Annotated in this window: 11 protein-coding genes; 7 read left to right on the top strand and 4 right to left on the bottom strand. The window is 69.4% G+C overall.

Annotated features, from left to right (window positions below):
* Nucleotides 1-30: 30 nt before the first annotated feature.
* From ccrA to NFU81_RS39620, 5 genes are all read left to right on the top strand, one after another.
* Nucleotides 31-1,377 (top strand): crotonyl-CoA carboxylase/reductase, encoded by a 1,347-nt coding sequence (ccrA, locus tag NFU81_RS39600; protein WP_251501916.1) that lies wholly within the window; start codon nt 31-33, stop codon nt 1,375-1,377.
* A 105-nt stretch (nt 1,378-1,482) separates the two neighbouring features.
* Nucleotides 1,483-2,574 (top strand): LLM class flavin-dependent oxidoreductase, encoded by a 1,092-nt coding sequence (locus NFU81_RS39605; RefSeq protein ID WP_251501918.1) that lies wholly within the window; start codon nt 1,483-1,485, stop codon nt 2,572-2,574.
* On the top strand, nt 2,571-3,221 hold the full coding sequence (locus NFU81_RS39610; protein ID WP_251501921.1) for an FMN reductase: 651 nt from the start codon (nt 2,571-2,573) through the stop codon (nt 3,219-3,221). The genes NFU81_RS39605 and NFU81_RS39610 overlap by 4 nt, the downstream gene beginning before the upstream one ends.
* A gap of 390 nt (nt 3,222-3,611) precedes the next feature.
* On the top strand, nt 3,612-5,150 hold the full coding sequence (locus tag NFU81_RS39615) for an MFS transporter (RefSeq protein WP_251501924.1): 1,539 nt from the start codon (nt 3,612-3,614) through the stop codon (nt 5,148-5,150).
* A gap of 75 nt (nt 5,151-5,225) precedes the next feature.
* Complete coding sequence (locus tag NFU81_RS39620; RefSeq protein ID WP_251501927.1) at nt 5,226-6,056, top strand: ABC transporter ATP-binding protein; 831 nt, start codon at nt 5,226-5,228, stop codon at nt 6,054-6,056.
* 75 nt (nt 6,057-6,131) lie between these two features.
* Here the strand turns inward: NFU81_RS39620 and NFU81_RS39625 are convergent, their stop codons facing one another.
* Nucleotides 6,132-6,608 (bottom strand): MarR family winged helix-turn-helix transcriptional regulator, encoded by a 477-nt coding sequence (locus NFU81_RS39625; protein WP_308208378.1) that lies wholly within the window; start codon nt 6,606-6,608, stop codon nt 6,132-6,134.
* A 263-nt stretch (nt 6,609-6,871) separates the two neighbouring features.
* Here NFU81_RS39625 and NFU81_RS39630 point away from each other — a divergent pair, with 263 nt between their 5' ends.
* Together NFU81_RS39630 and NFU81_RS39635 are read left to right on the top strand one after the other, a co-directional pair.
* On the top strand, nt 6,872-7,516 hold the full coding sequence (locus NFU81_RS39630) for a TetR/AcrR family transcriptional regulator (protein ID WP_251502264.1): 645 nt from the start codon (nt 6,872-6,874) through the stop codon (nt 7,514-7,516).
* Nucleotides 7,517-7,741: 225 nt separating this feature from the next.
* Complete coding sequence (locus NFU81_RS39635; protein WP_251501933.1) at nt 7,742-9,253, top strand: MFS transporter; 1,512 nt, start codon at nt 7,742-7,744, stop codon at nt 9,251-9,253.
* A gap of 170 nt (nt 9,254-9,423) precedes the next feature.
* Here NFU81_RS39635 and NFU81_RS39640 read toward each other — a convergent pair whose 3' ends face one another.
* From NFU81_RS39640 to NFU81_RS39650, 3 genes are all read right to left on the bottom strand, one after another.
* A complete protein-coding gene (locus tag NFU81_RS39640) occupies nt 9,424-10,035 on the bottom strand; it encodes a hypothetical protein (RefSeq protein ID WP_251501936.1) in 612 nt (203 codons plus the stop codon).
* Between the two features lie 25 nt (nt 10,036-10,060).
* Nucleotides 10,061-10,846, bottom strand: coding sequence for a dioxygenase family protein (locus NFU81_RS39645; protein ID WP_251501939.1), 786 nt, complete (start codon nt 10,844-10,846; stop codon nt 10,061-10,063).
* 105 nt (nt 10,847-10,951) lie between these two features.
* On the bottom strand, nt 10,952-11,470 hold the full coding sequence (locus NFU81_RS39650; RefSeq protein WP_251501944.1) for a GNAT family N-acetyltransferase: 519 nt from the start codon (nt 11,468-11,470) through the stop codon (nt 10,952-10,954).
* Nucleotides 11,471-11,610: the final 140 nt, after the last annotated feature.

Consider the following 11,610-nt stretch of genomic DNA (forward strand, 5'->3'; position numbering starts at 1 on the left):
CATCGTTCTGACCGACCGAAGAGGCATCCAGTGAAGGAAATCGTTGACGCCATCACCTCCGGTCAGGCGACTGCCGGAGACTTCGCCGCGCTCCGCCTGCCGGAGAGCTACCGGGCGGCGACGCTGCACAAGAGCGAAGCCGACATGTTCGAGGGAATGGCGTCGGTCGACAAGGACCCGCGCAAGTCGATCCACCTGGACGAGGTGGCGGTGCCGGCGTTGGGTCCTGGTGAGGCGCTCGTCGCGGTCATGGCGTCCTCGGTGAACTACAACACCGTGTGGTCCTCGATCTTCGAGCCGGTGCCGACCTTCGCCTTCCTGGAGCGCTACGGCCGCCGGTCGCCGCTGGGCAAGCGGCACGACCTGCCGTACCACGTCATCGGCTCCGACCTCGCGGGCGTCGTGCTGCGCACCGGCCCGGGCGTCAGCGCGTGGCGGCCGGGGGAGGAAGTGGTCGCTCACTGCCTTTCGGTCGAGCTGGAGTCGAGTGACGGGCACAACGACACGATGCTCGACCCTGAGCAGCGGATCTGGGGCTTCGAGACCAACTTCGGCGGGCTGGCGGAGATCGCGCTGGTCAAGTCCAACCAGCTGATGCCGAAGGCCAGGCATCTGTCCTGGGAGGAGGCTGCCGCCCCCGGGCTGGTGAATTCGACCGCGTACCGGCAGTTGGTGTCGCGCAACGGTGCGGGGATGAAGCAGGGCGACAACGTGCTGATCTGGGGCGCGAGCGGCGGTCTGGGCTCGTACGCCACGCAGTTCGCGCTGGCCGGCGGTGCGACGCCGATCTGCGTGGTCTCCAGCCCGGAGAAGGCGGAGATCTGCCGCCGGATGGGCGCGGAGGCGGTCATCGACCGCAACGCCGAGGGCTACCGGTTCTGGCGTGACGAGCACACCCAGGACCCGCGGGAGTGGAAGCGCTTCGGCGGCCGCATCCGGGAGCTGACCGGCGGCGAGGACGTCGACATCGTCTTCGAGCACCCCGGCCGCGAGACCTTCGGCGCCTCGGTCTACGTCACCCGCAAGGGCGGCACCATCGTCACCTGCGCGTCCACCAGCGGCTATACCCACGAGTACGACAACCGCTACCTGTGGATGAGCCTGAAGCGCATCATCGGCACCCATTTCGCCAACTACCGTGAGTCATGGGAGGCCAACCGGCTGGTCACCAAGGGGCGGATCCACCCGACGCTGTCGCGGGTCTACCCGCTGGAGGAGACCGGCCGTGCCGCGTCCGACGTCCACCGCAACCTCCACCACGGCAAGGTCGGCGTGCTGTGCCTGGCCCCCGAGGAGGGCCTCGGCGTCCGCGACGAGCAGCTGCGCGCCGAGCACGCCGAGGCCATCAACCGCTTCCGCGTCCCCGCCGCCGTCTGACCGCCCGGCCTGCCTTCCCGCCCCCTGTGGAAGGGGGGCGGGAATAGTCGCGGGGGGCCTTTCGTTCGGGTGGTTGAACAATCAACCAATTGGACGGTGGGTGAGATGCAGTTCGGGATCTTCACAGTCGGCGACGTCACCACGGACCCGACGAACGGACGCACGCCGAGCGAGCACGAGCGGATCAAGGCGATGGTCACCATCGCGCAGAAGGTCGAGGAGGTCGGGCTCGACGTCTTCGCCACCGGTGAGCACCACAACCCGCCGTTCGTGCCGTCGTCGCCCACCACCATGCTCGGCTACGTCGCCGCGCGCACCGACCGGCTGATCCTCTCGACGTCCACCACGCTGATCACCACGAACGACCCGGTGAAGATCGCCGAGGACTTCGCGATGCTCCAGCACCTGGCGGACGGCCGCGTCGACCTGATGATGGGCCGCGGCAACACCGGCCCGGTCTACCCGTGGTTCGGCAAGGACATTCGGCAGGGCATACCGCTGGCCGTGGAGAACTACGCCCTGCTGCACAAGCTGTGGCGGGAGGACACCGTCGACTGGGCCGGCAAGTTCCGCACGCCGTTGCAGTCCTTCACCTCCACCCCGCGCCCGCTGGACGGGGTGCCGCCCTTCGTCTGGCACGGCTCGATCCGCAGCCCCGAGATCGCGGAACAGGCCGCGTACTACGGCGACGGCTTCTTCGCCAACAACATCTTCTGGCCCAAGGAGCACTTCAAGAAGCTCATCGAGTTGTACCGCGAACGCTTTGCGTACTACGGGCACGGCACGCCCGAGCAGGCGATCGTCGGACTGGGTGGTCAGGTGTTCATGCGAAAGAACTCGCAGGACGCGGTACGCGAGTTCCGGCCGTACTTCGACAACGCGCCGGTATATGGGCACGGCCCGTCCCTTGAGGACTTCACCGAGCAGACGCCGCTGACCGTCGGGTCGCCGCAGGAGGTCATCGACAAGACGCTGGCCTTCCGCGAGACCTTCGGCGACTACCAGCGGCAGCTGTTCCTGATGGACCACGCGGGGCTGCCGCTGCGCACGGTGCTCGAACAGCTCGACCTGCTCGGCGAGGAGGTCGTCCCCGTCCTGCGCCGCGAGTTCGCCAAGGGGCGCCCGGCCGACGTGCCGGACGGTCCCACCCACCAGTCCCTGCTCGCCCGCCGCGACACGAAGGAGGTCGACGTATGACCAGGCGCATCGTCGTCATCACCGCAGGACTCGGCCGCCCGTCCTCGACGCGGCTGCTCGCCGACCGGCTGGCGGCCGCCGTGCGGCGGGACGTCACCGACGGCAATGTCGACAATCCGGGCGGTGACGGCGAGGTCGAGGTGCAGGTCGTCGAGCTGCGCGACCTCGCCAACGAGATCGCGCAGAACATGGTCACCGGCTTTCCCGGCCCGCAGCTGCGCGACGCCGTCGACGCCGCCACCTCCGCCGACGGCCTGATCGCGGTCACCCCGGTCTTCACCGGCTCCTACAGCGGCCTGTTCAAGTCGTTCTTCGACGTGATCGACAAGGACGCGCTGGCCGGCACCCCGGTCCTGATCGCGGCGACGGGCGGCACCGCCCGCCACTCCCTGGTCCTGGAACACGCCATGCGCCCGCTCTTCAGCTACCTCAGGGCGGTCGTGGTGCCGACGGCGGTGTACGCGGCCACCGAGGACTGGGGCGCCGCGGGCGACGACTCCCTGGCGCTGCGCATCGACCGCGCGGCCGCCGAACTCACCGCCCAGGTCACCGCCCGCCCGGTGCCACGGGGCGGGACTGGTGCTGAGGCCGGGGAGACGTTCGTTCCGTTCGACCAGCAGCTCGCCGCCCTGGCCCCGGAAGGGTGACCTGCTCGGACACCGCTCCGCGGAAGTCACCCTCGCGGCGTCCGGTTGACGCCGGACGCCGGCGAACTCGCCGACGCCGCCCGGGTGAGCGCGGACTACACCGGTTGACGCCGGTCCGCCCATCGGGTCACGCCGAACGGGTGAGGGTGCGTTAGCTGTTTCGACACCGCGGTTAGTGATCGTTGTGCAGGTGCAGCACCACACTCCGTGGCCGTCATCGCCACCAGGGACGGTCGTCCGATGGCGGTCGCGGTGGATTCCCGCCCCGCCCTGCCCGGCACCGCCGCCCTCCCCACGGGGGCCGCGGCGTCCCACATGGCGAGGGCGCTGAGCTGGGCCTAGCGTGGAAATTCCGGGGGGACGCGCGCAAGCGCAAAGGAGATCCACGCCATGGCCCGAAGCTCGCCCGAGACATCAGCGGCCGCCGGCCGGGTCAACCCGGCCGGCACGCCGTCCGGACAGGACGACCTCTCCGAGCCCCCCGCCCACCGCTGGTGGGTGTTGTGTGTGATCGGCCTCGCCCAGCTGATGGTCGTACTGGACGCCACGATCGTGACCATTGCGCTGCCCTCGGCCCAGCGCGACCTGGGCTTCAGCGACGGCGCCCGCCAGTGGGTCGTCACCGCGTACGCGCTGGCCTTCGGCTCGCTGCTGCTGTTCGGCGGGCGTCTCGCCGACCTCGTCGGCCGCAAGCGGATCTTCCTGATCGGCCTGGTCGGCTTCGCCGTGGCCTCGGCGATCGGCGGTGCCGCGCCGAGCTTCGAGATCCTGGTGATGGCCCGAGCCCTGCAGGGCGCCTTCGGCGCGATCCTGGCACCCGCCGCCCTGTCACTGCTGACGACGACCTTCACCGACTCCAAGGAGCGCGCGAAGGCCTTCGGAATCTACGGCGCCATCGCCGGCGCCGGCGCGGCGGTCGGGCTGCTGCTCGGCGGCATCCTCACCGAGTACCTGGACTGGCGCTGGTGCCTGTACGTCAATCTGATCTTCGCCGCCATCGCCTTCATCGGCGGCATGCGGCTGCTGCGCCCGGGGACCCCGCCCGACCGGCCCGACCTCGACATACCCGGCACGCTCCTGGTCTCCGGCGGCCTGTTCTGCATCGTCTACGGCTTCTCCAACGCCGAACGGCATCCGTGGAGCGCCCCCAGCACCTGGGGCTTCCTGCTGGCCGGCGCGGTCCTGCTGGCGGCGTTCGTGTGGTGGCAGCAGCGTGCCAGGCACCCGCTGCTGCCGATGCGGGTGGTCGCCGACCGCGACCGCGGAGCGTCGTTCATTGCGATGTTCCTGTCCGGCGCCGGAATGTTCGGCGTGTTCCTCTTCCTGACGTATTACATGCAGCGCACGCTCGGGTATTCACCGGTGAAGACGGGCCTCGCCTTCCTGCCCATGGTTGCCGTGCTGGTGGTCGCCTCCGTGACGACGACCAACGTGCTGGTGCCGAAATTCGGCGCCAAACCGATCGTGCCCACCGGCATGCTGCTGTCCGCCGGCGCCATGGCGTGGATGACCTCGCTGAACGGCAACAGCACCTACGTGGCGCACGTCATGCCGCCGCTGCTCCTGCTGGGCCTCGGCCTGGGCCTGATCTTCGCCACGGCGATGAACCTCGCCACCGCCGGCAACAAGCCGCAGGACGCCGGTGTGGCCTCGGCCATGGTGAACACCAGCCAGCAGGTCGGCGGCTCGGTCGGCACCTCGCTGCTGAACACCCTCGCCACGAGCGCGGCCACCAGCTACCTCGTCGGCCGCCGCCCGACACCGGGCGCGATCGCCCAGTCGCAACTGCACAGCTACGCCGTCGCGTACTGGTGGTCGGCGGGCTTCTTCGCCTTCGGCTTCGTGGTCACCTTCCTGCTGTTCCGGCCGGGGCCGCCGCGTATTGCCGAGTCGGCCTCGGACGAGAACCCCGCGCCTGCCGTCCCCTGACCGCCCGCGCCGTCGCCGTATCCACATCGCGGAAACCGGACCCATAAAGCTGGTGTATACAGCTATCGTTCGGCCATGACAGCCCACGCGACAGGTGCCACGCCCACCGCGATCGCCGTCCTGGACGGCGTCAGTGTTCGTCGCTACACCACCGGCCAGGTCATCCTCGACGACATCAACTGGACCGTGCGCGCGGGCCAGCACTGGGCGCTGCTCGGCGCGAACGGCGCGGGGAAGACCACGGCCATGCGGCTGATCGGCGCCCTCATGCACCCGACCACCGGCACGGTAGACGTCCTCGGCCACCGGCTCGGCCGGGTCGACATGCGCGAACTGCGCGCCCGCATCGGCCTGGTCTCCTCCGCGCAGAAGGTGCCGCTCGACGCGACCGCGCACACGGTCGTCCTGACCGGCCACACCGGCACCGTGCAGCCGCTGTGGCGCAAGTACGACAGCGAGGTGCGCGACCGTGCCACCGAGCTGCTCGCCGAGCTGGAGATCAAGGAACTCGCCGAACGCGCCTACGGGGTCTGCTCCGGCGGCCAGCGCGCCCGCATCCTGGTGGCGCGGGCGTTGATGGCCGACCCGTCGCTGCTGCTGCTCGACGAGCCGTTCAACGCCCTCGACCTGCCCTCGCGCGAGGACCTGATCGACGCCATGCACCGGCTCGCGACGACCAGGGCGGGGCTGGCCACCATCACCGTCACCCACCACCTGGAGGAGCTGTCACCGGCGATCGGCCATGTCCTGCTGCTCAAGGAGGGCCGGGTGCTGACCTCCGGACCCGCGGAACAGGTGCTCACCGGTGAGTGGATGACGCAGTGCTTCGGCCGTCCGATCGAGGTGAGCCGGCACGAGGGACGCTGGCTGGCGCGTTCCGGCCGCGTACGCCCGGCCACACCATGAGCGGCGGCCGCTTCGCGCGCGCTCACCCCCCGCAGGTGAGTTGCGCGGCGCGGCATTGACCGCGCCGCGCGACCTTCAGCGCAGCCAGGGCACATCGGCGCCTTCCGGCTGGTGCAATCCCTCGGCAATGACCCGCGAGATGTCGCCGAGCTGCCGGGTCTGCTCCGCCGTGAGCCGGTCGAAGATCGCCGACCGGACGGCGGCGACGTGCCCTGGCGCGGTGCGCACCAGCTCGGCATGGCCTGCCTCGGTCAGGACGCACACCTGGCCGCGCCGGTCGGTGGGGCAGTTCTCGCGGCGCACCCACCCGTTGCCCTCGAGGCGGGCGACCGCGTGCGACAGCCGGGACCGGGTGATCTTGACCTGCTCGGCCAGCTCGGTCATCCGCATCCGGCGGCCGGGCGTCTCGGACAGCGTGCTGAGCAGTGCGTAGTACATGTGCGGCATGCCGGCGTCGCGCTGCAGCTGACGGTCGAGATGGTCCTCGAGCAGCATCGTGGCGTGCAGGAACGCCCGCCAGGTCGCCTGCTCCTCTTCGGTCAGCCATGTCATGGCGTTCATGGTAAGGCCACTTCTTGAACCTTCAATAAAAGCCCGCCGCGTGGTGCCGTGCACCGCCGCGCGCCGCCGCACCAACCGCACGCCTGGCGCCCGCGCGTATGTGACGCGAGTCACCCGGCCACCCCGAAATATCCGGGGACCAGGCCCCCGTTTAGTGTGGTGACTCGGAAACGGAGACTGATTGTCCGTTTCGGATTCGTGACTGACCCATGCCACCCACGACACCCCGGGGGGAGTCCGCTGTGCCGCTCGACATGGAGACCGCCGTGCCGCCGCGAGCGGTGCGGCTGCGCGCGGACGCCACCCGGAACCGGGAACGCATAATCGCCGCCGCCCGCGAGGCGATCGTCGAACTCGGCCCCGACGTCGCGCTCGACGAGGTGGCGCGCAGGGCGGGCGTCGGCAATGCCACGCTCTACCGGCACTTCACCGATCGTACGGAGCTGATCCGCCAGGTCACGTTGTCAGTGATGGCCCGTACAGTGAAACGAGCCGAGGACGCCCTGGCGCAGGAGCCGGACGCGTTCACCGCGCTGTGCCGTTTCGTCCTCGAATCGGCAGACGAGCGGATCGGCGCTCTGTGCCCCCTGCTCTCCGACGTTTTCGACCGCCAGGACCCCGCGGTCGTCAGCCAGGTCGAACAGATGCAACGATCGATCAGCGCCATCATGGAACGCGCCCAGAGCGCGGGCCAGTTGCGCACCGACATCGCCGTCGGTGACCTGATGGTCGCCGTGACGCAGCTCACCCGGCCGCTACCGGGCACCTGCTGCGCGGGCTTCGACCGTTTCGTCCGTCGCCACCTGCAACTGTTCCTCGACGGCCTGCGCGCGCCCTCGCGCTCCGTGCTCACCGGGGAAGCCGTGACCCTGGAGGATCTGCAAGCCCGCCAGCCATAAACCGTTCGCAATACCCATCAGTCGGGTTATAGCGTGATCAGGTTCGCCGAGTCCGCGAACCTGCGCAGCCCGAGCAGCAACTCGTCCTGCCTGAGCAGAGCCGGACCCGAACCCGAAGGCCGGCTGGGATCCCTGACCCCGATCCCCCGCTGCAGCGTGGCGCCGGACCACTGCTGACACACGTCCCCACGTCCTGTCACTCCGCATCCAATAGTGAGACCAGTCATGCCTGAAACACATCAGCCGGATCCGAAGCGCTGGACAGCGCTGATATTCATCGCCATTGCCCAGCTGATGGTCGTGCTCGACGCGACCGTCGTGAACATCGCGCTGCCCTCCGCCCAGGCCGACCTGGGGATCTCCGACAGCAACAAGCAGTGGGTCATCACCGCCTACACGCTGGCCTTCGGCGGCCTGCTGCTCTTCGGCGGCCGGGTGTCCGACCTGTGGGGACGCAAGAACACCTTCATCGTGGGCCTGCTCGGCTTCGCGGCCGCCTCCGCCATCGGCGGCGCCGCGGTGAACACCGCCATGCTGCTGGGCGCCCGCGCCCTCCAGGGCGTCTTCGGCGCCCTTCTCGCACCCGCCGCACTGTCGCTGGTCGCGGTGACGTTCACCGACGCCAAGGAACGCGCCAAGGCGTTCGGCATCTACGGCGCCATCGCCGGCGCCGGCGCCGCGGTCGGCCTGATCCTCGGCGGCGTGCTCACCCAGGTCCTGAACTGGCGCTGGGCGCTCTTCGTGAACATCCTGTTCGCCGTGGTCGCCGTCATCGGCGCCGTCGCCGTCATCCGCGAGCCCGCCGAGGGCCGCAACCGCAACCGCCTGGACACCCCCGGCGTGGTCCTGGTCAGCGCCGGCCTCGTCGCCCTCGTGTACGGCTTCACCCGCGCCGACAGCGACGGCTGGACGGCCCCCGTCACCCTCGGCCTGCTCGTGGCCTCCGTGGTCCTGCTGGCGGCGTTCGTGTTCGTCGAGAGCCGCGTCGCGGCTCCGCTGCTGCCGCTGCGCGTCGTGACCGACCGCAACCGCGGCGGCGTCTACCTGTCGCTGGGCCTGGCCATCATCGGCATGTTCGGCCTGTTCCTGTTCCTGACGTACTACCTGCAGCTGGTGATGGGCTACTCGGCCATCAAGTCGGGCTTCGCCTTCCTGCCCATGATCGCCGGCATGATCGTCGGCTCCACCCAGATCGGCACGCGGCTCATGCTGCGCGTCCGCCCGCGCCTGCTGATGGCTCCCGGCTTCCTGGTCGCCGCCGTCGGCATGGGCATCCTGGCGCAGATCAAGGTGGACTCGTCCTACTCCGCGGTGCTGCTGCCGGGCCTGATCCTCATGGGCCTCGGCATGGGTACGGCCTTCATGCCGGCGATGAGCCTGGCCACGCACGGGGTCCGGCCGGAGGACGCCGGCGTCGCCTCCGCAATGGTCAACACCTCGCAGCAGGTCGGCGGCTCCATCGGCACCGCGCTGCTGAACACCCTGGCCACCAGCGCGTCCGCGACCTGGGTGTCCTCGCACCTGAAGTCGCCGGCCGACCTGCAGCACCGGCTGTTCGTCAACGAGTCCATGGTGCACGGCTACTCCGTCGCTATTTACTGGGCGACGGCGATCCTGCTGCTCTCCTCGGTGCTCGCGTTCGTCCTGGTCAACGCCGGCGTGCAGAGCGGCCCGGAGCGTGTCGACGGCGACAAGTCGGCCGACGACGACTTCGCCATCCCGGTCATCGCACACTGACCGCAGGCCGATGCGATCGTACGGTCGCACCGGCCGCCCGGTTGCCGTACCAACGGCAGGTCCCCACCGCTTCCGTTCACTCGGAAGGGTGGGGACCCGTCGTTTGGTCGTACCGCCGGTCGTACGACGGTACGGACGCCGCGCAGCGGTGACGTCGCAGGCTGCTTGTCCTACAGACCTTCCGGCCACGCATACGTCGACGGCACCTGCACCTTGTCGGCCGGTGCGCCGTAGACGACGGCGATCTCCTCGTGCGCGCCCAGCTTGATCGCTGCGGGGTCGCCGGTCTGCTCCTTGCCGTTGACGTAGACGTGCAGTTCCTTGCCGCCACCGGTCTTGAACGTGCCGAGGACGTCGTTGCCGATCGGGACGTTCCACTCGGTCATGAACTGCCCGAGGGTGAACTCCGCCTGCACCGGCGACTCGATGTGCACGACGCCCGTCGTGTCGTGCGTGTGCAGCGGGCTGATCTGCTGCTTGGGGACGTCGATGCCGATCTCCGCCGGTACGGTCACCGCCTTGCCGTCCACGAACACGTCCAGGTGGCTGTGGATGTGCAGCACCTGGCCCTCCTGCCCGAGCATCGGCAGCCCCGCCGCCTTCACCTGGGCGCTGGCGTCGGAGGGCGCGGGCCAGCTCACCGAGGACGCCGCCGGCTTGTCGTCGCCGCCGGCCGCGCTCGGAGTGCCGGCCGGGTCCTTCTTGCTGTCGGAACCGCACGCGGCCAGGGTCACAGCGCCGGCCAGGACGGCCACGCCGATCGCGATGCGTCGTTTATGCATGGGCATGGGTGAGGTGTCTTCCTGTTCAGCCGAGCTGGAGGGAGCGTTTCGCGAGTCCCATCCAGAATCCGTCGATGATGCTGCGCTGGCTGCCGAGTTCGGACTCGGCGGCGCCGAGCGTAACGAACAGCGGGGCGAAGTGCTCTGTCCGCGGGTGCGCCAGCCGCCCGGCGGGCGAGGTGTGCTCGAAGTCCAGCAGCGCGTCGACGTCCTGCGCGTCCAGCGCCCGCCGGCCCCAGTCGTCGAATTCCGTGGACCATGTCGGCGGCTTCGGGCCGGCGTGGCGAAGTGCGGCGAGATTGTGGGTGAAGAAGCCGCTGCCCACGATCAGCACGCCTTCGTCGCGCAGCGGTGCGAGGCGGCGGCCGATGTCCAGCAGCCCGGCCGGGTCGAGGGTCGGCATCGACACCTGCAGCACGGGGATGTCGGCGCCGGGGAACATCTCCACCAGCGGCACGTATGCGCCGTGGTCAAGGCCGCGGTCCGGGACGTCCTGCACGGGGCTGCCGGCCCGGCGCAGCAGCTTGCGCACGTCCTCCGCCAGCTCGGGCGCGCCCGGCGCCGGATAGGTCACCCGGTAGTAGTGCTCGGGGAAGCCCCAGAAGTCGTAGACCAGCGGCACGGTGGTCGTGGCGCCGATCGCGAGCGGAGCGTCCTCCCAGTGGGCCGAGATGACCAGCACGGCCTTGGGACGCGGCAGGCCGGCCGCCCATGCCGCCAGCTGCCCCGGCCATACGGGGTCGTCGGCGAGCGGCGGAGCGCCGTGCGAGAGGTAGAGCGCGGGCATGCGCTCCGTGGCAGCTGCGGTCATGGCCCCTCCTTGAATGTTCAAGCGTACGGGACGACGGTAGCGGCGCTTTATTGAATCTTCAAATACTTCAGTCCATCGCGGCGGCTTCCGCCAAGGCCGAGCCGCTCAGCTCAGCCGCTTCTCCAGCCACGCCACGTCGTGATAGGCGCCGAACTTCCGGCCGACCTCCTCGTACACCCCGATCTGCTTGAACCCGAAACGCTGGTGGATACGTATGGACGCCTCGTTGGGCAGCGTCACGCCCGCGTACGCACGGTGTACGTCCTCCTCGGCCAGCGCCTCGAACAGCGCCGTGTACAGCAGCGTGCCGATGCCGCGGCCGCCCGCGTCCGGTGCCAGGTAGATGCTGGTCTCCACGGACGTCGCATACGCCGCCTTGGGGCGGAACGGGCTGCTGGTCGCGTAGCCCAGAATCCGCCCGTCGCTCTCCGGCTGAGCAACCAAGAGGCGGTGTGGGCCGTCTTCCGGGTGGGAGAGCAACCAGGGGCGGCGCTCGTCGGGGGTGATGGGGCTGATGTCGAAAGTGATCGGCGTCTCACGGATGTAGTGGTTGTAAATGTCCGTGAGCGCCACCAGATCATCGTCCCTACCGGCTCTGACCTGGACCTCCGTACGTTCCGGCATGACATGACCTCTCAATGTGGCGGGACAGGGTACTGCATGATCATAAAAAATAGGTGACGACATGGGAATTGTGTCCGGATTCCAGTCGTTATCCCGATCGGATGGGGCAAGCGCACAGCAGAGCCGAAGAGCTACGGCAG

It is taken from the genome of Actinacidiphila cocklensis, assembly GCF_907177275.1.
GTDB lineage: Bacteria > Actinomycetota > Actinomycetes > Streptomycetales > Streptomycetaceae > Actinacidiphila > Actinacidiphila cocklensis.